The 22,545-nt window shown below is 60.4% G+C and carries 18 protein-coding genes and 1 riboswitch; of the genes, 12 read left to right on the forward strand and 6 right to left on the reverse strand.

All coding sequences use genetic code 11. The annotated features are described in order from the left end of the window. Nucleotides 1-6: 6 nt before the first annotated feature. On the reverse strand, nucleotides 7-1,326 hold the full coding sequence (locus ACPYOP_RS17515) for an alpha-L-fucosidase (protein WP_481411635.1): 1,320 nt from the start codon (nucleotides 1,324-1,326) through the stop codon (nucleotides 7-9). A 203-nt stretch (nucleotides 1,327-1,529) separates the two neighbouring features. Between ACPYOP_RS17515 and ACPYOP_RS17520 the strand changes: the two genes are divergently transcribed. From ACPYOP_RS17520 to ACPYOP_RS17570, 11 genes are all read left to right on the forward strand, one after another. Then, entirely contained in the window at nucleotides 1,530-2,537 is a 1,008-nt protein-coding gene (locus ACPYOP_RS17520) for a LacI family DNA-binding transcriptional regulator (protein WP_481411636.1), read from the forward strand. 166 nt (nucleotides 2,538-2,703) lie between these two features. After that, nucleotides 2,704-3,720, forward strand: coding sequence for a nucleoid-associated protein (locus tag ACPYOP_RS17525; RefSeq protein WP_481411637.1), 1,017 nt, complete (start codon nucleotides 2,704-2,706; stop codon nucleotides 3,718-3,720). Further along, nucleotides 3,707-5,221 carry a hypothetical protein gene (locus tag ACPYOP_RS17530; protein WP_481411638.1) on the forward strand — a complete coding sequence of 505 codons (1,515 nt, stop codon included), beginning with the start codon at nucleotides 3,707-3,709 and terminating at the stop codon, nucleotides 5,219-5,221. Before ACPYOP_RS17525 ends, ACPYOP_RS17530 begins: the two co-directional genes overlap by 14 nt. Nucleotides 5,222-5,357: 136 nt before the next feature. Next, entirely contained in the window at nucleotides 5,358-5,804 is a 447-nt protein-coding gene (locus ACPYOP_RS17535) for a hypothetical protein (protein WP_481411639.1), read from the forward strand. An 84-nt stretch (nucleotides 5,805-5,888) separates the two neighbouring features. After that, nucleotides 5,889-7,568, forward strand: coding sequence for a phospholipase D-like domain-containing protein (locus ACPYOP_RS17540; RefSeq protein ID WP_481411640.1), 1,680 nt, complete (start codon nucleotides 5,889-5,891; stop codon nucleotides 7,566-7,568). 100 nt (nucleotides 7,569-7,668) lie between these two features. Beyond that, nucleotides 7,669-8,844: a patatin-like phospholipase family protein gene (locus ACPYOP_RS17545; RefSeq protein WP_481411641.1), complete on the forward strand. Its 1,176-nt coding sequence runs from the start codon at nucleotides 7,669-7,671 to the stop codon at nucleotides 8,842-8,844. A 555-nt stretch (nucleotides 8,845-9,399) separates the two neighbouring features. After that, a complete protein-coding gene (locus ACPYOP_RS17550) occupies nucleotides 9,400-10,494 on the forward strand; it encodes a diguanylate cyclase (protein WP_481411642.1) in 1,095 nt (364 codons plus the stop codon). A gap of 79 nt (nucleotides 10,495-10,573) precedes the next feature. Beyond that, nucleotides 10,574-10,829: riboswitch (cobalamin riboswitch) on the forward strand. Between the two features lie 164 nt (nucleotides 10,830-10,993). Further along, a complete protein-coding gene (locus ACPYOP_RS17555; protein ID WP_481411643.1) occupies nucleotides 10,994-12,010 on the forward strand; it encodes an ABC transporter substrate-binding protein in 1,017 nt (338 codons plus the stop codon). A 2-nt stretch (nucleotides 12,011-12,012) separates the two neighbouring features. Beyond that, entirely contained in the window at nucleotides 12,013-13,050 is a 1,038-nt protein-coding gene (locus ACPYOP_RS17560; RefSeq protein ID WP_481411644.1) for a FecCD family ABC transporter permease, read from the forward strand. After that, nucleotides 13,047-13,811 (forward strand): ABC transporter ATP-binding protein, encoded by a 765-nt coding sequence (locus ACPYOP_RS17565; protein ID WP_481411645.1) that lies wholly within the window; start codon nucleotides 13,047-13,049, stop codon nucleotides 13,809-13,811. Before ACPYOP_RS17560 ends, ACPYOP_RS17565 begins: the two co-directional genes overlap by 4 nt. A gap of 209 nt (nucleotides 13,812-14,020) precedes the next feature. Further along, the gene (locus ACPYOP_RS17570; RefSeq protein WP_481411646.1) at nucleotides 14,021-15,115 is read left to right on the forward strand and encodes an LLM class flavin-dependent oxidoreductase; all 1,095 of its coding nucleotides are present in this window, start codon (nucleotides 14,021-14,023) and stop codon (nucleotides 15,113-15,115) included. 60 nt (nucleotides 15,116-15,175) lie between these two features. Here the strand turns inward: ACPYOP_RS17570 and ACPYOP_RS17575 are convergent, their stop codons facing one another. Genes ACPYOP_RS17575 through ACPYOP_RS17590 form a run of 4 tightly spaced genes read right to left on the reverse strand, consistent with a single transcriptional unit; the run spans nucleotide 15,176 to nucleotide 20,231 of the window. After that, a complete protein-coding gene (locus ACPYOP_RS17575; protein ID WP_481411647.1) occupies nucleotides 15,176-16,297 on the reverse strand; it encodes an ABC transporter permease in 1,122 nt (373 codons plus the stop codon). A gap of 2 nt (nucleotides 16,298-16,299) precedes the next feature. Continuing rightward, the gene (locus ACPYOP_RS17580) at nucleotides 16,300-17,451 is read right to left on the reverse strand and encodes an ABC transporter permease (protein WP_481411648.1); all 1,152 of its coding nucleotides are present in this window, start codon (nucleotides 17,449-17,451) and stop codon (nucleotides 16,300-16,302) included. Further along, nucleotides 17,448-19,208, reverse strand: a complete 1,761-nt coding sequence (locus tag ACPYOP_RS17585; protein WP_481411649.1) for an ATP-binding cassette domain-containing protein — start codon at nucleotides 19,206-19,208, stop codon at nucleotides 17,448-17,450. Before ACPYOP_RS17585 ends, ACPYOP_RS17580 begins: the two co-directional genes overlap by 4 nt. 12 nt (nucleotides 19,209-19,220) lie before the next feature. Continuing rightward, nucleotides 19,221-20,231, reverse strand: a complete 1,011-nt coding sequence (locus ACPYOP_RS17590) for an HlyD family secretion protein (RefSeq protein ID WP_481411650.1) — start codon at nucleotides 20,229-20,231, stop codon at nucleotides 19,221-19,223. Nucleotides 20,232-20,384: 153 nt separating this feature from the next. Between ACPYOP_RS17590 and ACPYOP_RS17595 the strand changes: the two genes are divergently transcribed. Then, the gene (locus tag ACPYOP_RS17595; RefSeq protein ID WP_481411651.1) at nucleotides 20,385-21,062 is read left to right on the forward strand and encodes a TetR/AcrR family transcriptional regulator; all 678 of its coding nucleotides are present in this window, start codon (nucleotides 20,385-20,387) and stop codon (nucleotides 21,060-21,062) included. A gap of 29 nt (nucleotides 21,063-21,091) precedes the next feature. Here the strand turns inward: ACPYOP_RS17595 and ACPYOP_RS17600 are convergent, their stop codons facing one another. Continuing rightward, on the reverse strand, nucleotides 21,092-22,378 hold the full coding sequence (locus ACPYOP_RS17600; RefSeq protein WP_481411652.1) for a peptidoglycan L,D-endopeptidase MepK: 1,287 nt from the start codon (nucleotides 22,376-22,378) through the stop codon (nucleotides 21,092-21,094). Nucleotides 22,379-22,545 lie beyond the last annotated feature (167 nt).

Here is a 22,545-nt window from a genome sequence, read left to right on the forward strand (position 1 = left end):
CTCCCCTCAATCCTTGAGGATCAGCTCGATGACCGGGGTCACGACATCGGGCTTGAGCACCGGCAACTCCAGGCTCAATATGCCCTCTCCGACGGCAACACCGATATTGGAATCGACTTCGGCGTCCGGGTCGAGCCAGTGGACCTCGCTGGCATCATGCAGGAATTGTGCATATTTGACCTTGCGCCCCAGCCCCTCGATGTGGATGTGGCGGAACGGCCAGGTCTGGATGTGCAGATAGAGCCGATTTCCCTTCTGAGTGAAGCGGCAACCGCTCGGCGCCTTGTGGGTGGAAGGCCCGGCGCCGTAAATCGCCCGGCCGTTCAGCCGCAGCCATTCGCCATAGGTGTCGAGCGCCTTGATGGCACGGGCGTCGAAGGTGCCGCGGCCGGTCGGGCCGACATTCATCAAAAGGTTGCCGCCGAGCGAAACCGTATCGACCAGGATATTGATGAGCTGGCCGGCATCCTTCCAGGTGGTCTCGTCGCGATAATAACCCCAGGAGCCGCTGAAGGTGTGGCAGGCTTCCCAGCGCACCGGCAAACCGGCAACCGTCGGGGCCACACGCGGCGTATATTGTTCGGGCGTGACGAGATCGGGCATGTGATCGGCATCGCGCGGCAGGTCGAGACGGTCGCCGACGATGATGTCGGGCTGCAACCGGCGCACCAGCTTAATCAGGTCTTCGCTTTCCCAATCGGCACGGCCCTTGCCGGGCAGGCCCTTATAGACGCGGTGGGGATAGCTGAAATCGAACCAGATCACGTCGATCTTGCCGAAGTTCGTCAGAAGTTCCGTCACCTGATCGCGCATATATTGGGCATAGCGCTTGACGTCGCGGCCCTCGTTGAGCTTGGCGGCGTCGGGATGGTTGCGCTGCGGGTGATGTCCGTCGACCGGGAAATCCGGATGATGCCAGTCGAGCAGCGAATAATAGAAGCCGACCTTCAGCCCCTCGGCGCGAAGCGCTTCGACATAAGGCCCGATCAGATCCTTGCCATAGGGCGTGTTGGTGACCTTGTAGTCGGTAACCTTGCTGTCCCACAGGCAGAAGCCTTCGTGATGCTTGGCGGTAAGAACGACATATTTCATGCCGGCCTGACGGGCGCGGCGCGCCCATTCGCGGGCGTCGTAGAGGTCGGGATCGAAGTTGTCGAAATACTTCTGATAGGCCTCGGTGGTGAATTCCTCGCGGTTTTTCAGCCATTCGTGGCGCGCACCGAGCGCGTAAAGCCCGAAATGAATAAACATGCCGAAACGGTCATGTCCAAACCATGTCTTGCCTTCGGCCACATCACGGCCGCTGGTGATCACTGCGTCGCTCATATCATCCTCCCAGGTGAGCTAGCCAAATCGAACCGGTTCGATTTAATCATTGATCGATACGCCCTGCCTGTCAAGCGCACTGTTGAAATCTCTTCCCGCATATTGCTTCATGGCCGACAAATGTTAGATTTATGACAGCGATTCATGGAAGGAAGCACCTTCGATCGGAAAGCTGAAAGCGATAGAAACGGTTCGAAAAATTTATGGCTACAATTCGCGACGTCGCCAAGCTCGCTGACGTATCCGTCTCGACGGTGTCGTTGGCGCTCAGCAATCCGGCGCGTGTCAGCCAGAAAACGCTGGAAAAAATTCGCCAGGCGATTGCCGCTGTCGGCTTCGTTGCCGACCCGCTTGCGCAAAGCCTGGCGCGCGGGCGCAGCCGCATGATCGGCTTCGTCGTCGGCAATGTCGGTAATCCGTTTTTCGGGGATATCCGGCGCGAACTGGAAAATTATGCGCTCGATCACCAGCACTTCGTCGTCGTCACCGATTCCTCCGGCAAGACGGATCGCGAGAGGGCGCTGGTCGAGCATCTGATCGGCCTCAAGACCGCCGGCCTGGCACTCGCGCCGTCCGGTTATGATCAGGATTATCTCGACTTCATCGCTAGCCTGAACGTGCCGATCGTCTGCTTCGACCAGAAGGTTGCCGGCATCGAGCGCGATTTCGTCGGCTCCGACAACCACCTTGCCGGTGCGATGCTGACCGAACATCTCCTGCAGCTCGGCCACAGACGCATCGCCTTCATCACCGGCCCGAGCCATATGCATACGGCAACGGAGCGATATCGCGGCTTTGCCGATACCATGGCCAACGCCGGCATCGAGGTGAACCCGAATTTCGTGGTCGACGGCCAGTTCACGCGCGCCGCTGGCTATGAGGCGGCCATGCGGCTGCTGATCCAGCCCGAGCGCCCGACCGCGATCCTCGGCGCCAATAACGCCGTTGCGCTTTCGACGCTGCAGGCCATGCAGGAGCTGGGTTTCCGCTGTCCTGAAGACATCTCGCTCGCCATGATCGACAATGTGCAGTGGAGTTCGGTCATCACGCCGCGCATCACCATGGTCGTTCAGGACACGCTGGCGCTCGGCGGCATCATCGCCCGGCGCCTCATGCATCGCATCACCAATCCCCAAGGCGCCGTCGAGCCGCCGCAGGATTTCGTGCTCACGCCAAAATTCGTCCCCGGCAACTCCTGCCGCAGGATCTAAACCTGCCGCGTAAGCTGCGCGATTTTGCGATAGAGTCATGCGCAGGTACCGGCGCCCCGCACGAAACACGGCTGCACCAGCAACGTCATCCAGGTTTGAAGATCGCCTTGTATCATTTCAACCCTATCTTGTTCTGAGTGTTCACTGGCATGTGTGGGAGGGGCACTTGGCATTTTTCGCTGACAACGAATTGAGCGAGCTCAAGATCGAAAGGATGATCTTCCATCTCGTCGGGCCGAAAAACGGTCTGATCAAGCTGGAAGAGGTCGATCCCGGTGAATTCGAGAGCTTCTTCGTCGATCGCATCCGCTCGGTGAATGGCGGCTTGCCCTATGCTTTTTCCGATGCGTCTTCGACGCGTGAGCGTCTTGGTCGCATCGCCTCGAATGCAGGCGTTTTCCAGGAGGAAAGCGAAAAACTGGCCGAGGATTTCCAGGCCTATCACGGCGGAACCGCCGCCGAAGGGGCGATCCTGCTGTTCGTCCTGAAGGCGAAGGCAGCGCGATCGTTCGCGCTTCTGAAATATGATGACGAGACGGTCATCGCCTACGATCTGAAGGATGACGGCGGCGGCCGGAAGAAGGTCAGCCTCGAAGCGCTTCAAAAAACCTTCGTCCAGAACAAGGCGGCGCTGCAAAAGGCAGCCCTTATCAAACTGACCGACAAGGGCGGCGAGCTGACCGTACTGGACAGGCGCAACCAGCAAAAGGTCGCGCAATATTTCGAGGCCTTTCTGGGCGCGCGGCAGACCTTGAGCGATGCCGAATTGACGAAGAAGCTCGTCGATGTCACGCGCAAGGTGATCGGCGACAATCCGGATCTCGTCGACGGCGAAGTGGTGCGGGAACTGACAAAACGGACCTACGACGCCGCTTCCGGAGGCGGCGAAATCGACAGTGACGACCATCGCTCCTTTCTCGAGACCGTCATCGGGCACAAGCTTGCAGACGACAGCGTCCTGCTGAGCAAGTTCAATCGCAGCCTCACGACAGAGCGGATCTCCGGCGTTCCGATGAAGCTGGCTCCCGATCAGGTGAAAGGACCGAAAACCCTCTATTTCAAGACCGAAAATGGCATCGAGATCCGCGTGCCGAACGAATTGCGCGCCCTGATCGAAAAGACCGAAGACGGCATGATCATCATTCACGACAAGCTGGCGGTTGAGACCGATGACCCCAACTGAGATCCTCGATCTGATTGCACGAACGCAGCCGACGAAGCCGGTCGAAGAGCATGCGGAACTGGTCATCGTCAGGGCAAAACTCGATGATGCAGCCCTTCGAGCGGAATGGCTGGCCCTGCGCGCCGATGTTCCCGGCTTTCTCGAATCCGTCACGATCAGGCGTGACGGGACGGACATCGCCCTCGATGACGGCGACACGCCGGCGTCGAGCACGGTTTTCGCCATTACGCTCAACAAGGCCTCGCAGAAGTCCGTTCTTCGGCTCTTCTTTGGAAAATCCCTGACAGGCCTGGCAAGAGCCCTGGATGGCAGCCTTGTTGTCTGCGTTGCCGAGCTGACGGCGGATCAGGCATTCACATCCTACGGTGCTAGGTTCCAGCCTTGGACGGAGCAGCCTCCCGCTCCATTCGAGCGGATGCCGGAACTTCCCAACCCGCGAAGCATATGCCATGACGCCAGCAATGCGGGGCTCGTTCCGGCGGACATACGGCCATGGTTGCTGCAGGATCGCCCGCGGCAATCGTCGCAGACATTCGAGGCCTGGCGCTTGCTGGCGGCTCCCAGGCTGATGGCGGCACTTTCCGATCAGGTCTACGGGGCCGCGCCGAACGTCATCTATCAGCTCTCCGGCCCGCCGAGCCGCAGGGTCAGTATTTCCCTTCCCGAACTGGTTGTCATGTTCGAGCGGCTCAATGACGGTGTGTTTTGGGTGTTTGCCGGCGGCGAGCGCGATACAGAGACCCGTCATGTCCTGCTGGCGACGGAATGGGCGCGCAGCTATCGCCAGGGGAACCTCGCAGAATTTGGAGACGGCAGCCTCGAATCCGCAAAGGCTGCCTATGCGGCCTATGTCAAGGTCGGCAGCAAGGAGACGCTGAAGGCCCTTGCCGACTTGCGCAAGACGGTCGTGGACGAGGCGCAGAAGGCGACCCAGCGCGCCCAGGATATGACGGGCGCGTTGTGGAAGGATCTGGCTGTCGCCACGACGCCCTTCGTGATCAAAATTCTCTCCGATGCCGCAAAGACACCCAATACATGGATCGCGGGCCTGTTCGCCGTCGGCGCGGCGGTGTTTCTGATCCTGTCTTTTCGCATCCAGACATTCATCAATGCCGGTTATTTTGCCGGCCAGGACCGTGCCCGCGCCATATGGGCCTTGCGATTGAACCAGGTGCTGAGCGGCGCCGAGATCGAGGAGTTCAGCGAAACGCCGATCCGCGACAGCGTGTCTAACTACGGTCGCGTCCGGAAGACAGTCCGCAACGTCTATGGCGTGCTCGTGGTCGTCCTCATCATCTTCGCCGGTTACCAGTTCTATACCGCGGCAACCGCGAAAGTTCCGCCGGCCAATAGCGGGGCAGTCAGCAAGCAAGGATCGTCGCAAACCTCTCCGGCATCCGGATCGCCGCAGCCGGATCCTGCTGCTGCCAATGGACCTGCGACCACTACTCCCCAGAACTCGCCCCCGGCTCCCGGCACGCCGGCAACCAAGCCACCATGACGCTTTATGAAATTTTTCCGATGCCGAAAATGTCCATTGCGCTTGGTTGTGGAAGGAATATCGTTGACCCAATTTCAGGTAGCGTTGGATCAAGACGGCAGCGGAGGGACGAATGGCGCCAGTCAGGATATTGGTCATGCGTCATGCCGAAAAACCCGACGATCCGGGAGATCCCAACCTGTCCGCCGCGGGGCGAGCGCGCGCGAAAACATTGGCCGCCTGGTATCCCGAAAGCTTCGGACCGCCGGATTTCATATTTGCCGCCACTCCGTCGAAACACAGCGAAAGGCCTGTCCAGACGGTTCAGCCCTTGGCGGAGGCACTGGGTATCGAGCTTCTTACCTCATATGCCGACGAAGACTATGGCGCCCTTGCCGTTACACTGCTCTCCAAGCCCAAATTCGAAGCCAAGGCGATCCTGGTCTGCTGGCATCATGGCAATATTCCCGGGATGATGCGGGCGTTCGGCGCGCCTGAGGGAAGCTATCCCGATCCATGGGCACCGACCGTATTCAATCTGGTTCTGGCTACAGATTTTCTGAGTGACGGGCCGAAGGTCTCGCAAGTATTCGAGCCATTCTAGTCCGATCCAACCGGCCCAACGGCCTTCTGCATTCCTGCACGAAAGACAAGCATCGCCTTCATCCAACGTTACGAGGGGATTGAGATGACTTTTGCCAATACTGGTAGCGCCGGCAGCCTTGCAGTGAAACTGTGGCGCGGCGAACGCATGTGCCTCATCGGGATGGATGTTACCCATCCCGAGGATGATTTCGTGGGCTTCGCGATCGAGGTGAAGAGCCCGAGTTCGGCCGACTACGTTCCGCTGAGGAACCGTTTGAATTTCGATTACAGCAGTGGCAAGGGCGTCGACGGTTTCCGCAATTTCCTGTCGACGGAGGCTCCCTTTCAGAGGTTCCGCTGGATGCATTTTCCCTATGACCCGACGGACGGAACCTATCTCTACCGGGTGACGAAGATGCATATGAATGCCGCAGGCAGCTTGCGCAGCGGCGATCAGGTTGATCTGCCGATCTCGCTCGACCGCATGACCTATAGCGATTACCTCGATATCGGCTTTACCCGCAACTTCGCCTCCTCGCAGGCCTATGCCGACAAGTTCGGCAACAATCCGGACGTCATCCCGAGCGATGCGGATGAAGGACTGACGTTCACGAAGCTGCCGGGCGACGTCTACCAGTGGCTCGGCTTCGAAGCCTATGATCTCATCTTCGGCTTGTTGGACGAGGTGGTGAACGATCCTAATCTCTCCATCGATGTCTTCGCCTATGATTTCAACGAGCGCGATATCGTCGCCAAGCTCGAAAGCTGCGGCAATCGCGTTCGCGCCATCATCGACGATTCGGGATCGCACAAACCCGCCGGCAGCGCGGAATCGCAGGCGGCCGCGCGTCTTGCGGTCTCGGCGGGATCGGGTGCGGTGAAGCGCATGCATTTCAAAACCCTGCAGCACAACAAGGTCTTCATCGTCCGGCGTGGCGACCAACCCCTCAAAGTCCTGTTCGGCTCGACCAATTTCAGCTATCGCGGTCTCTACATCCAGGCCAACAATGCGCTCGTGTTCCATTCAAGCGATGCGGCCGGATTGTTCGGCCGTGCCTTCGATCTCGCCTTCCAGGGGCTGGACGCCTTCAAACAGGACGGGCTCAGCAGCAAATGGAGCCTGGTGCAGGCGCCCGGCATGCCAGCCGCGCATTTCTGCTTTTCGCCGCACCAATCGAGCAATCTGTCGCTCAGTCCCGTTGGCGCGGCGATCGATCAGGCCTCATCTTCCGTCTTCTATGCCATCGCCTTCCTCAACCAGATCCGCTCAGGCCCGGTGCGTCAGGCGGTCGATCGGCTGATGGGCAAGGATGTGTTCAGCTACGGCATTTCCGACAAGGAAGGAGGGCTCGAAATCCACAAACCCGATGGCACGATCGGTTTGGTGGATTTCACCTATCTTGCGAGCCACGCGCCGGAACCCTTCAAGACCGAGTGGAGCGGCGGCAGCGGTATTCATCAGCATGACAAGTTCGTGGTGACCGACTTCAACCTGCCGACGGCCAAGGTGTTCACAGGATCGTCCAACCTGTCGCCCAGCGGCGAAACGGGCAATGGCGACAATCTCGTCATGATCGAAGACCAGCGGGTCGCGACATCCTATGCACTCGAAGCGCTCCGGATATTCGATCATCTCCATTTCCGCGCGGCGATGCAGGGTGCCGGCGCGCCCAACAGCCTGACGCTCGCCAGGCCTCCGGCCCCGGGACAGGCGGCCTGGTTTCAGCGGTTCTACGTGGCGGCTTCGCAGGCGGCAAAGGACCGCCTTCTGTTCTCGCACTGAGGAGATGCGCGCCGTGGCATGGAGATCTCCGGTGCCGACAATGAGGCATGGTCCATGAATGAGATCGATGCGATACCTCTTTCCGCCGAAAAAGAGGGCCGTGGAGGCCTCCGATTTCCGGTGGGACGGCAACGGCTTCGAGGCGGGTATCGGTATCGCCGCGTCCGGCGGCGGATTTCGGGCGATGCTCTTTCACGTCGGCGCCTTCATCCGCCTGGCCGAGCTTGGGCTTCTGCAGCAGGCAAAGCGCATCTCCAGCGTTTCCGGCGGCTCGATCACCACCGCCTGGCTCGCGAGCGTTTGGCCCGATCTCGTCAAGGCTGATTTTGCCAATATGAACGATGTCTTCGCCGGTCTGATGCTCGCTTTTGCCCGGGCAAGGATCGACATCATGGATGCGGTAATCGGGCTCCTGCCTGGAACGTCCGCCGCGCGGCAAATGGCAAAATCCTATGACAGGCATCTGTTTCAGGGGCGCAGCCTTCAGGATCTGCCCGACCAGCCGCAGTTCATATTCTGCGCGACGAACCTGCAGACCGGCGTCCTCTGGCGCTTTGGCAAGGCCTATGCCGGTGACTACATCGTCGGGCGGATCGACCGGCCGGATTTTCCATTGGCGCTGGCGGTGGCCGCCTCTTCGGCCTTCCCTCCCATTCTGTCGCCACTGGTGCTCAGGTTTGCGGACGGCAGTTTTCAGGATTGGCCGACGGCGCGGTCCAAACCGATCCCGGCGATCCGCGATTTCCGCAAGACCGTCATTCTCACTGACGGAGGCGTCTATGACAATCACGGCATCGAGCCGCTGGTAAAGCGCTTCGCAACTCTTTTCGTCAGCGATGGCGGCGCGCCATTTGCCCGAAATCCCGGCCTTTGCCGCAATTGGGTCAGTCAACTGCGCCGGATTCTGGATGTCACCGATAACCAGGTGAGAGCGCTGCGCCGTCGCGATCTCATCGGCCGCTTCAAGGCGGCCGCAGCTGTAAGCGACGAGGCATCCCTGATCGTCGCGCAGGGATACGGTCGTTTCGGCTCCTATTGGGGTATCGATACGGACCCGTCCAAACTCACGGCGGAGGGCGCATTGCCATGTTCACCGAAGGAGATCGCGGCCCTTTCCAGCGCGCCGACCCGGCTCAGCAATCTCGGCGATGATGTATCCGAAAAGCTGGTGAATTGGGGATATGCAATCTGCGATCGGAGCGTTCGGGCAAACTATCGTGGGGCGATGCGACAGGTCGCTCCGGCCTGGCCCTTCCCGAAACGACCATTGGCATGATCGTGATCGGCTTTAGGGCCATGCACGGAGCGCTCAAGCCAGCCTACCGTCTTTTCAGCGAAGCTCCTCGCATTGATCTTGCATCGATCGCCGCCTGACGCGGGAAAATTGTGCGACGGCACTTGACCGCTTCATTCGGGACGCCAGATAGCGCCTGTCATCCATACTTCGTGCAAAAGCGATCCACGGGGAAGGCTTCGGGTAGCTTCGGCAAGCTGCTCGGTGTTATCAACCTTTTGATTTTTTCATCCACATTGTTCCTCTTCCTTGATGTTTTATAATCTCCCGAAAGTCCGTGAATGCGCCACCGCTCGGATTGCGGTGTCGGATACCACGGCATCGACACGCGTCAATTTCGAAGTTCGATTACGACAATGATCATCATTTCCGGTTCTCACCCGATCCCCTGTGCCGCTCTAAGCGACGTCATGTCACCGTCGCTGAGCAAGAGAGTCGATAAACCATTTTATAGAGATCGCGTGGTATCCTGCGCTGACTTCGATTATGCCCGGTGCGTGCCGTCGACGGGGCTCCTCGCGAAGATTGGGGATAGCCATGGGATTTGAAATACATTTGCCTTCGCTGGTGCGCGTCCTGGGGCAGGTTGCCATCATCGTCTATGCCTATTCCTGGGTCATCCGGATCGTCGATCGCGGCGTTTTGAAATCGGTTGCGGTCGGATTGTTGTTTGGCGTGGTCGGCATCCTGTCGATGGCTGATCCGATCCAGTGGATGCCTGGCGTTATCCAGGATGGCCGCTCGATCCTGCTCGTCCTGACACCGGTCTATGGCGGCCTCTTGGGGACCGTTGTTGCGGCTGTCATGATGGGCCTGTTCCGTTTCATGGTCGGCGGCGTAGGCGCTGTCGGCGGCATTGCCGGGATACTGATCGTCGCGCTCACGGGCTATATACTCAGCCTCCTGCCGCGGCAGTGGATCGGCACGGGGTGGAGGCGATCGGCATTGTTCGGCCTGGCGACCTGCACGTCGCTCGTGGTTCTCGTCTTTCTGCCGTGGCCGGTCGCGCGCGAGCTTCTGTTTTCGGCAGCGCTTCCGGTCACCACCGTCAATATACTCGGTGTCTTTCTTCTTTCGGATCTGCTGGAACGAGAGCAATATCGCATCGGCATCCAGCGCGCGCTTGAGAGCGAAGCAAGCCTCGATCCGCTGACGAGGCTTCCCAATCGCCGTGTCCTGCAGCGGGAAGGGGACCGTTGCAGCAAGGAAGCTGGCATCAGGCGCATCCCGTTTTCGATCATCATGCTCGATATCGATTATTTCAAGAAGATCAATGACAGCTGGGGCCATTCCTTCGGCGATACGGTCCTGGCGCGGGTCGCGGACGTGATCCGGCAGACCGTCCGAAGGACCGATATTGCCGCCCGCTATGGCGGTGAAGAAATCGTCGTTCTGCTGCCGAACACCGATGTTAAGGCAGCGACCGCCATTGCGGAGAAAATCCGCAAGGATATCGAAGCGACAGTCCTGATGTTCGAGCAGGAGAGCATCCGCGTCACCGTCAGCATCGGCATTGCCTGTTCCCATGAGCCGAATGCCGATTTCAAGCACGTGCTCGAGGCTGCCGACAAGGCACTCTATCGCGCCAAGGCCGGCGGGCGAAATCGCGTGGAATTGGCCGAGGCCGCTTAAGCCGGCCATGCAGATGTTGTGGACGTGGCGCGCCTTCGCTTTATCGCATCCATGCGTCCTTGACGGGGAGGGGTCATCCGGCATAACTGGATGTGACGGTTCCCCAAGGAAGACTCCGCGGGGATTAATAGGGAACACGGTGAGGACGACCCAAAAGGGACCTAGACCGTGGCTGCCCCCGCAACTGTAAGCGGATTGCCGATCATCCGGGAGTGACCAGTCTGCTGGTCTATTCCCGAGGCATTGAGCCATGCCACTGCAGCTAAGCTTGCGGGAAGGCAGATGATCGTCAGATATCCGCAAGCCAGGAGACCTGCCGTCGATCACGATCCAATCAGCCGGGCGGGGATGCCCGGAAGGGACAGAGAGAATGATTGACCTGAGCCTTCGACATTTTCAGACATCTATCGGTCTTGATTGGGATCCTCGCAACCGGCGGCGGTCTTGTTAAGCGTGATCGCGCTAACACCGCCCAGTTTCCTTCCTATCGAGATCGTTCATGCCCCATTTTTTGACGACCATTACATTTGCCCTCGGTCTGGCGGGCTTTGCCGCGTCCGGCTTCGCCGCAACCCAATACCCCCTCACCATCAACAACTGCGGCCAGAAGGTCACCTTCCAGAAGGCTCCGGCCAAGATCGTTTCGATCGGGCAGGGCATGACCGAGATCCTCTTCTCGCTCGGCCTTGCCGACAAGGTCGCCGGAACGGCGGTCTGGGTCGGTCCGGTCCTGCCGCAATTTGCCGAAGCCAACGCCAGGATCCCGCGGCTTGCCGATAATGATCCGAGCTTCGAATCCGTCGTCGGCAAGGAACCGGATCTGGTTGCCGCCGAATTCGAATGGCATGTCGGCCCACAGGGCTCCGTTGGCAAGCGCGAGCAGTTTTCCGAGCTCGGCATCAATACCTATATCGCGCCGACCGATTGCGTCGCCAAGGTCAATACCAATGGCGGCGACGGCGTGCGCAAGGAGCTGTTCACGATGGACCTGATCTATCAGGAGATCGATGAACTCGCTGAGATCTTCGACGTTAAGGATCGCGGCGACGCTTTGATCGCGGAGCTGAAGAAGCGTGAAGCAGATGCGGTTGCCTCGATTTCAGGCGCAAAATCCAAGGACCTGCCGATCGTCTTCTGGTTCTCCAGCAAGGAAGTCAACGGTGATGCCTTCATCGCCGGTAAGAACAGCGCGCCGGCCTATATTCTGAAGACGATCGGCGCCAGGAATGTCGTTACGACCGAGGAAGAATGGCCGCTCGTCGGATGGGAGACCATTGCGCAGGCCAATCCGGCCGTAATCGTCATCGCCACCATGGATCGCCGCCGCTATGCGGCCGACGATCCGAAGGTCAAGCTCGACTTCCTCGAGAAGGACCCGGTCACCAGCCAGCTCGACGCCGTCAAGAACAAGCATTTCGTTCTAATGGATGCTCAATCGATGAACCCGACCATCCGGACCATCGATGGCATCGAAATCCTGGCCAAGAGCATCAAATCCTTCGGTCTGGCGTGGTGACGATGCACCTTACCGCGGAACGACGGCCCTGGTGGACGCTGCTGGCGCTTGCTCTGGCCGCCGTCGTGCTTCTGGCCTTCATGATCAGTCTTGCGGTGTCGATCGGCGAGATTTCCATCCCGCTGTCGACGACCGCAAAGGCCGTATCGAACCGGCTGTTCGGAACGGGTTTCGAGCTCAGCCGGATTCATCAGGGCATCGTCTGGGATTATCGCCTGAGCCGGGCGCTGGTTGCCGCCAGCGCCGGCGCCTCGCTGGCATTGAGCGGCGTGATCCTGCAGGCCCTGCTGCGCAATCCGCTTGCCGAGCCCTATGTGCTCGGCATTTCGGCGGGCGCCTCGACGGGTGCGGTCTGCATCATGATCCTCGGGCTCGGCTATGGCATTCTCGGGCTTTCCGGCGGCGCCTTCCTGGGTGCGATCGTCGCTTTCCTGTTCGTCGGCCTGCTTGCGACGGGTGTCGGCGGCACGAGCGAGCGCATCATCCTGTGCGGTGTTGCCGGTTCGCAGCTTTTCAACGCGCTGACCTCCTATATCGTCACCACGTCGGCCAATGCCGAGCAGGCGAGGGGCGTCATGTTCTGGCTGCTCGGTTCGCTGAGCGGCGTGCGCTGGCCGGATGTCTATCTTTCGGGGCCGGTCGCCATTCTCGGCTTTGCCGTCTGCATGGCGCATGTCCGCGTGCTCGATGCCTTCATCTTCGGCACTGATGCGGCCGCCTCGCTGGGGATTGCGGTTCGACGCGCGCAAATCGTGCTGCTCGGCGTGACGGCCTTCATGACGGCGGCGGTCGTGAGCATCGTCGGCTCCATAGGCTTTGTCGGCCTCGTCATCCCGCATGCCGCCCGCTTCATGGTGGGACCAAGCCATGACAGGCTGCTGCCGGCGGCGGCCCTTGCCGGCGCCATCTTCATGGTCGGCGCCGATATCGTCTCGAGGATCATCATTCCCCAGCAGATCCTGCCGATCGGCGTGGTCACCGCCCTGTTCGGGGCGCCCGCCTTCGCCATCATTCTTTATCGCGCCCGGAGGACGGCATGAGCATCGCTGTGGACACAGTGACCTTTGCGGCTGGCAATACGTTGATCGTCAATGGCGTCAGCCTGGCGGTGGAAAGGGGCAAGGTTCTCGGCCTTCTAGGCCCGAACGGCTCGGGCAAGTCCAGCCTGTTGCGGCTGATCTGCCGATTGAGGAAGGTCAAGAGCGGCGTCATCCGGCTCGGCGGCAGCGATATCGCCGCAATCTCGCGCGGCGACATCGCCCGGCGCATCGCGCTCGTCGAACAGCAGGCGACGACCGATACCCAGGTGACGGTCATGGATGTCGTGCGCCTCGGCCGCACGCCGCATCGCGGCCCCCTCTCATCCTGGAGTGCTCACGACGATACGGCGGTTTCCGATGCGCTCACCCGCGTCGGCATGCAGGGCCGCGCCGGGCAGCTATGGCAGACACTCTCCGGCGGCGAACGGCAGCGCGTCCATATTGCGAGGGCTCTTGCTCAGACTCCGAGCGAACTGCTGCTCGACGAGCCCACAAATCACCTTGATATCCAGCATCAGCTCGACATTCTCGGCCTCGTCTCCAGGCTCGATGTGACCTCGATCGTCGCGCTGCATGATCTCAATCTCGCGGCCATGTTCTGCGACAGCCTGGCGGTGCTCCAAAATGGCGCCGTCGTCGCAGCCGGCCCGCCGGAACAGGTGCTGACGCAGGAATTGATCGAAAGGGTTTTCGGCGTGCGTGCACATGTCCAGAAATCCTCGGTCCATGGCCGCTGCAACATCCAATATCTGGCGGGTTGACCTCGTCTAAGCGGAACCATTGATCTTTCGCTCGCGTCGAGCCGTTTCGATCCGCGCGCAAAAATAGTTTAGGTTTAAACTTGTTTTTTTCGATCGATGGATCGACAGTGGTGGCGCAAGGGGAACAGGGCCTATCTTTTCGTCCGGCAACGGCAGTTGGAACGGGCGATGCGTTCCGTCCGCAGAAGACCCATAAAAAGAGGAACAGCATGATCAAGCCGCATCCGCTGAAAGGTCCCAGCAAACTGAAACTCGGCGTCTTTTCCGCCAATGCGGACGGAGGGCTTGCCATTACCGACGTGCCGGAGCGCTGGCAGGCTCGCTGGGAAGACAATCTGAACGCCGCGCAGATCGCCGATCGCGGCGGGCTGGATTTCTTTCTCCCGATCGCGCGCTGGAAGGGTTTCGGCGGCAAGAATCGAGTACGCGAATGGTCCTTCGAGACCTTCACCTGGGCAGCGGGCCTTGCCTCCGTCACGCAACGGATCGGTCTTTTCATGACCGTTCATGTGCCGCTCGTGCATCCGCTCTATGCGGCGAAGGCGCTCGCGACCGTCGATCATATCAGCGGCGGCCGCGCAGGCCTCAACATCGTCTGCGGCTGGAACCCGAAGGAGTTCTCCATGTTCGGCGTGCCGCTGGTCGAGAAAGGTTATGACCAGGCGGACGAATGGCTTGAGATCATGGAACGGGCTTATACGTCGGACGCACCGTTCGACTATGACGGCACCTATTACAGGCTGAAGGATGTGGTGAGCCGACCCGCCAGCGTGCAATCGCCGCGGCCGGTCACCATGAACGCGGCTTTCGGCGGGCCGGGTCGGGATTTCGCGGCGAAGAATTGCGACTATCTCTTCACCACCTTCACCGAGCTTTCCGAAGCCGGCAAGCATGTCGAGGATATCAAGGGGCGGGCCGAACAGCTCGGCCGCGATATCGGCGCCTATACCGTCTGCCATGTCGTCTGCCGCGAAGGCCAGCAGGAGGCGGAGGATTATTACGAACGTTATGCCGTGACGCTTGCCGATCATGAGGCGGTCGATGCCCATATGGCTGGCAAGAAAGAATTCTCCCAGTCGCATGATACGCAAGCCTATGATCGCTACCGCAAGCGGTTTGCAGGCGGCGCGGGTGGCTATCCGCTGGTCGGCACGCCGGAAAAGATCGTCGAAGATATGATCGCCATTGCCGAACAGGGCTATTCCGGGATTGCCATGTCCTTCGTCAACTACACCTATGAACTGCCGTTCTTCTGCGACCGGGTCATGCCGCTCCTGAAGAAGGCGGGGCTGCGGGTCGAATGACAGCCTATGTCATTCACAACGAGGTCGACGTGCCACGCGGCGTGCCTTCCGGGAATTGCGCTAGTTCAACCGGTGACGGAACATCCAGGCGGCAACCGGCATGGTAGCCGCGGCGATCGCGACCAGGGCCAGCATGTCGGGAAAAAGCGCGTCGAGCCCGGCACCTTCGAGATAGACGCCGCGCGTGATGCTGATCGCATATTTCAGCGGATTGATCATCGTCGCATATTGCAGAACCTTCGGCATGTTGTCGGTCGGCGACATCAGGCCGGACAACAGCATAAAGGGCATCAGGAAGACGAAGCCGAGGATCATTGCCTGCTGCATATTGCCGGCAATGGAGGACAGGAATAGTCCAAAGCCGATGGCCGCCGCGAGGAAGAGGCTTAGCCCGAGATAGAGCGTCAGGAAAGAGCCGGCAAACGGGATGCGGAACCAGAACAAGGCCACCAGCAGGATCGTGGATGCTTGAGTTATACCGACGATCATCGACGGGACGGCCTTGCCGATCATGATCTCGGTCGGCGTGAAGGGTGCCACGAGCAGCTGATCGAAGGTTCCTTCCTCGCGCTCGCGCGCGACGGACATGGCGGTCAGCATCATCGTCATCAGCATGGTGATTGTGCCGATGAGCGATGGGACCATGCTCCAGCGCGTTTCCAGCTGCGGATTGTACCAGGCGCGCGTCGTCACCTGAACGGCATTGCCGGGAGTGCTCTTCTGGGCAAGCCAATCGGAGGTGAAGTCGCCAACGATGGTATTGGCATAGCCCTGCGCAATGCCGCTCGTATTGGAATTCCGGCCATCCGCGATGACCTGCACCGTGCCGGGGGCGCCGGCTTCCAATTGCCTCTCGAAATCATGCTCGACGACGATGATCAGCACGGCCTGCTTGGCATCGAGCAGCCTTATGGCCTGTCCCGTCTGCGGCAGCGTTGCCACCCTTTCGAAGATGCCGGATCCCTCGATCTTTGCAACCAGGTCTCTCGATGCCGTCGTCCTGTCCTGATCGACGAGCGCATAGGGAACCGTATTGAGGTCATAGGTGGCGGCATAGCCGAAGATCAGGCATTGCAGGATGGGCGGGACGACGATGCTTGCCCGGCTTCTCGGATCCTTCAGGATGACGAGGAGTTCCTTGCGGATGAGGGTTGCGATGCGCAGAAGCGATGCAATGAACATGGCTATGCGATCCTCTTGCGGGTCATGCGCACGGCAAGCGCCAGAAGTGCCGCGGCCATGCCGGTCAGCACGGCGGCATTGGGAAGGATGACGCTCCAGATATTGCCGGCGAGAAACAGGGTTTGCAGCAAGGTGACGAAGTACCGGCCAGGGAAAATATAGGTGATGATCTGCACGGCCCAGGGCATGCTCCTCGGATCGAACATGAAGCCCGAGAGCATCATTGCCGGCAGGAAAGTGGCGAGAACCGTTACCTGACTGGCGATGAACTGGTTCTTCGTGACCGAGGATATGGCAAGGCCGAGGCCAAGCGCCACCAGGAGGTAAAGCATGGAGACGACGGTCAGGATCAGCAGCGACCCTCGAAGCGGCACGCCGAAGAGCAGCCGGCTGCCGACGACGCAAAGGGCAAGCCCGGCGAGCCCCAGAAGAAAATAGGGGACGGTCTTGCCGAGCAGGATTTCGCTTGAGCGGACCGGCGTCACGAACAGCGCCTCGAAAGTACCGCGTTCCCATTCCCGCGCCATGACGAGCGCGGTCAGGAGCGCGCCGATCAGCGTCATGACGAGGACGACGAGGCCCGGGACGAGGAAATAGCTGCTGTCATTGGCTTCGTTGAACCAAAGCCGGGACTCGATGGTCACGCCGCTGCCGGCGGCCGCCCCTTTGCGGGACGCTTCCTTGGCATTCCAGACGCCGACCGCAGCTTCGGCGTAGCTCAGCGAAATGCGGGCGGTGTTGGCATCGCTGCCATTGACGACCACCTGCACTTCGCCTTTGCCCGAGGCCATGTTACGCGCGAAATCCGAGGGAATGCGCAGGATTACTCTCGCCTGCGATGATAGGAGCATTTTTTCGGCCTCGGCCATCGTCTTGACGGGCTTCGGCGAAAAATAGCTGGAGAGTTCGAAGGCCGAGGCCAGCCCGCGCGCCTCGGCCGAGTTCTCTTCCATGACGATCGCAACGGGAACATTCTTGACGTCCAGATTGATGCCGTATCCGAACAGGATCAGCAGCGCCACCGGCATGACGATGCCGATCGCGATGCTGCTCGGGTCGCGCAGGAGCTGCCAGGTCTCCTTGCGGATGAGCGCGCGGATACGGTGCAGGGATGCACGCAATCCGTGGCCAGGCCTGTCGACGGGCTCGTTCATGCCGCTTTCTCCGCCTGTTTGTGACGCTCCTGCTCGACGATCGCGATGAAGGCCTCCTCCATCGTTGCCGCCGCCTCGCCGCGTGTCCCGGCATGGGCGCGGATTTCGACCGGCGTTCCCTCGGCCAGGTTCTTGCCGGCATCAAGGATGATGATCCGGTCGCAATACTCGGCTTCTTCCATGAAATGCGTTGTCACGACGACGGTTACGCCCTGCTCGGACAGGGCGGTGATCCGGCCCCAGAATTGCCGCCGCGCCAGCGGGTCGGCGCCGCTTGTGGCTTCGTCGAGGAAGAGAATATCCGGCTCGTGCAGCAAGGCGGCGGCAAGCGCCAGCCGCTGCTTGAAGCCTCCGGGCAGCTGGCCGCTGGCCAGCCTGGAGAACTGGTCCAGTTCGAACTGGCTTTTCAAAGCGGCGATCCTGTCCTTCCTGTGTTTGCCGCGCAGTCCATAGGCGCTTGCGAAGAACTCCAGATTCTCGTCGACGCTGAGCTGTCCATAGAGCGAAAACTTCTGCGCGACATAGCCCAGCCGTTCTCGGGCCTTGGCACCTGCTCTCCGCAGATCGGAGCCGGCGACCATCAACGTGCCGCCGCTTGCGGGAAGCAGGCCGCAAAGCATTCGAAATGTGGTGCTTTTTCCTGCTCCGTTCGGGCCAAGCAGACCGTAGACCTCGCCCTTGCGGACGCTGAAGCTAACATGGTCGACGGCGGTGAAATCCCCGAACTTACGGACGAGGTCGTGAACCTCAACGACGGTTTCGGTGCCATTATGATCGTCCGATGGCTGACTGATATTTATCTTGCGCTCGGTATCTCCGGCAACGGCATCGAACAGCATCATGAAGGCGTCTTCGAAACGCGGCGCCACGCTTTCGGCGTCGAGCTCGGTGTCGTCCATTTGCAGCGGCGCGTCCTTTTGATCCGCCTTGCGCACGATCCTGACTCGGCCGGCTTCGGGGACGGCGTCGATAATGCCAGGCAGAGCGAAGAGGCGGGCCTGCAGGGACCTCGCCGGCATGTCCTGCGGTGTGGGCACCATGAAACAGCAGCCGTCAGCCTTCTTCGTTATGTCGGCAGGTGGTCCCTGATCGAGGATCTTTCCCGCATGCATGAGCACGGCGTGTTCGCAGCGTTCGGCCTCATCGAGATAGGAGGTTGCGACGATCACCGAGAGCCCGTCCTCCTGGACGAGCTTGAAGACGATTTCCCAGAGCTCGCGCCGCGACAGCGGATCGACGCCGACGGTGGGCTCGTCGAGCAGCAGCAGTTCGGGTGCCCGCACCAGCGTGCAGGCAAGGCCGAGCTTCTGCTTCATACCACCGGACAATTTTCCCGCCGGCCGTTCCCTGAAGCGCCCAAGCTGCGTCATCTCGAAGAGGCGGGGATAGGTTTCGTCGCGCTTCGACTGCGTCACGCCATGCAGGTCGGCGTAGAGATCGAGGTTCTCCTGAACGCTCAGATCTTCATAAAGGCCGAATTTCTGCGGCATATAGCCGATCCGATCCTGAACATGCTGCGGCTCCGCGGCGATATCAAAGCCGATTACTCGCAAACTGCCGCTATCGGGTGCGATGAGACCACATGCCAAGCGCAGCAACGTCGTCTTGCCGGCGCCGTCCGGGCCGACGAGCGCCGTCAGCGCGCCTTTGCGGACATCAAGCGAGACATCGGCGAGCGCTTCCACCGTTTCTCCGGTATCCCGATGAAACGTCTTGCGGACATTGCTTGCTATCATCGAGAGATCGCCGGCGCTCATGGCATCCTCATCCTATTGCTGCTTCGCGGTTGGCTGAGCCGTCTGTTCGCCGGCAAGCGGCCGGACGGTTGCCGGCATGCCCAGCCGCAGCATGTTGTCGGGGTCGTCGACGAAGATCCTGACCTCGTAGACAAGGCTCGTGCGCAATTCCTCCGTCTGCACCGATTTCGGCGTGAACTCGGCAACGGAGGAAATGAAGCCGATCCATCCCCCGATCGTTCGCCCCGGCAGGGAATCCACGGTGACGACGGCTTTCATGCCGGGGCGGAGCATCCCAAGCTGGGTTTCCGAGACATAGGCACGCACCCATTTCGGGCTGACGGTTGCAAGCGAGAAGGCAGCCCGCGTGGGAGACGCCATTTCGCCGGGTTCGATCAGCCTGGACTGCACGATCGCGTCGACGGGTGCTCTCAATTCGGCATCGGCAAGCTGTTGATGCAGAAGCGCGACATTGGCCTCAGCCGCATGCAGCTGCGCTTCCGCCTCCTCGATGTCCTCGACGCGCGAGCCGGCGACGAGCAGATCGAGCGCCTTCTGGTTTGCGATGACTTTGGCGTCGGCGACGGCGGCCGCCGAACGGGCTTCGTCCAGAGCCTGCTGGCTGACCGCGGCCTTGGGAGCAAGCGCATTCTGGCGTTCGAATTGGGCGCGGGCATTGACCGCCTCCGCCTTGGCGGATTCGACATTGGCGCGGGACTGGGCGATCTCCTCGGGGCGGCTGCCGTTTTTGAGGCGGGTGAGATTGGCGCGTTGGCTGGCAGCCTGTGCTTCCGCCTGGGCGACCTGCGGCTGGAGCCGGCTTGTGTCCAGCTTGGCGACGATCTGCTCTTTCTTGACTTGCGCGCCCTCTTCGACAAGGACTTCGGCCACACGTTCGCTGCCATTGAAGGCAAGGGTGAGTTGCCTGAAGTCGATATTTCCATAGAGAACGAGGTCGTTCGAGCCGCTATCCCGATGGAGATACCACCAGGCACCGCTCGCGACGGCGATCAACAGGATCAGGATGACGATGATACGCTGCATGCTTTGTCGAACTCCGAACGAGCGGTCGGCTCAGGTGAAACGAATGGTGACCGAGATCGATCCGGAACAGATTATAACACTTGTCAAATTCAAATTTCAAATTAATATTTGAATTAATGAAAGGCAGAGACAATGGCGAGAGGCAGTAGACGAGTGGCGCGGTCACGAGATCGGCAAGACGGTACGGCAACGCGCATAAGCTTGCTCGAAGCCGGCGGCGCCGTTTTTGCTGAATTCGGCTTCGACCGCGCGACCGCAAAGGAGATTGCCTTGCGCGCGGGGACGAACGCCGCCGCGGTCAATTATCATTTCGGCGGCATCGAGGCCTTATACGAAGACGTTCTCGCCGAGGCGCATCATCGCCTGATGAGTTACGACGTGCTTGCCCGCATGATTAGCACCGATATCGATCCGAAGGAGAAGCTGCGCCGGTTTATCGGTCTGCTGGTCAAGGTCGTCAGGACAGGGAATGAGAATTCATGGCCGGCCAAGGTGATCGTCCGTGAACTGATCGCGCCCACGCCTCATATCGACAAGCTTCGCCGTGAGGAGATCGAGCCCAAGAAGGCTTTGCTGTTTGGCGTCATCGCCCAGATCCTCGATATGGCACCGGATCATCCGCTCGTCGCTCAGGCCGCGCTTTCGACGATGGCGCCCTGTTTCATGCTTCTGGTGGCCGAGAAGCGCGTCTCCGAGATCATTCCGGCGCTTGGGCGGGATACGACCACGGATGAGGAACTGGCGGACCGGCTGGTTCGCTTTACGCTTGGCGGCCTCGCGCATCTTTCGTTGTCGGAGCAAGCGCCCCGATCATCGGATGCACCGAACTGATTTGTTCCTGGCGAAGGAAGAAGGCAGCCTCAGCCTTCGAAGCCGAACCGCTCGACATCGAAGTCGTCACCGTCATAGGCGTCGGCGTCCTGAATATCGGCCATGTCCTCATGCATCGGTATTGGCGCGCTGACGAGGCTCGGAAGCGTCATGTTGACTGCCGTGCCCGGCGGCTGCAACGCCCAGGCGACGATGGCCCCGGTCGACATGGCCCCGACGCCGCCGGATACTTCTTGCGCGGCGGAACTCGGTAGCTGTGCCATTGGCTGCATCTTTGCCATGGCGCTATCGGCCGTATTCTTCGCGTTGTTCGACACTACGAGTTTTCCGGCGTCGTTGCGTCCCACCACCAGGCTTGCCAGCACAACAGGTGGGACGGGTCTTTCAGGCGCCGCCGTTGGGATGACGACGATGCTTGTGGGGCGCCATGCCGGCAGCGGAACGGCATAGGCGGCCAGGTCGGCAAAGGGCTGCTCCTTGCTCTCTTCGGCCACGCGCTTGCCGAGCTGAGCCTCCAGCCCGTTCACAGCCCGGTTCCTGGGCGTCGGCAGCATGCTGGTCATAAGGCTGCTGTCGGGTACGCCGCTGCGAGACGCAGCCGGCGATCCGGCATCATCATCCTCATCGTCGACGGCCGCGATCTTGCTTGCCATCTGGGACGCGCGCTTCTTGGATTGCGCCATTGCCACCTGATAGCCTGGCAGCGGTCTGCCATCTGCCGGCACATGAAGCGTCTGTCCGTTCGGGAAAAGCCGCGCGAGTTCCGGGCGCGACATTCTTGGCCAGGCGCGAACCCTGCCGACATCCAGATGCACGAAGGGCGAGCCGGAGTTGGGATAGAAACCCACGCCGCCGATCTGCATCTGCATGGCGATCGCGCGCAAGCTCGCAAGCTTCACGCCGGGAATATAGAAATCCATCGCCTTGCCAAGCGTGTGCTGGCTGTGCTTTGCGACGCCGGAACTGCGCGAGCGGTTGCGCAGCATGCCGTTGGTCGAGGGAGAGCGGTAGGCCGAGACGACGTGAATGGTTTCCCGCGCACCGCTGCGTTGATAGACTTCCCAGACGAGATCGAGCAATTCCGGATCAATCCGGGTCGGTTCGTTCTTTCGCCAGTCGCGCAAGAAGCGGTTGATTTGGGCAAGACCCCTCGGATCATATTTGCCGTCGCGCTTGAAGGTAATCGTCGCTCTTTCCCCGGTATGGGTAAAGAAGAGCTTGAGCGCCCGGTCTTCCGCCGCAGCCGAGCCGGCAAAGGCGCCAAGCATCAGCATCGCGATCAGCGCCACCCGGCAAGCGACGAAGGAGGAAGCCATGGCGAAAGTTGTCGCCGAGATGGAAAAGATCGCGTGATGCACGGATACGACTTTCGCCCTTGCTAATAAACACAGAACTCAGAGGCGCCGCGCCCGCGGCATCGCTATACCTCCAATTATGGTCAACAAATCCCTAACGGACCGTTTATAGGCGGAAACGGCAAAAT

Source organism: Rhizobium sp. KNZ2-6A (assembly GCF_056755475.1).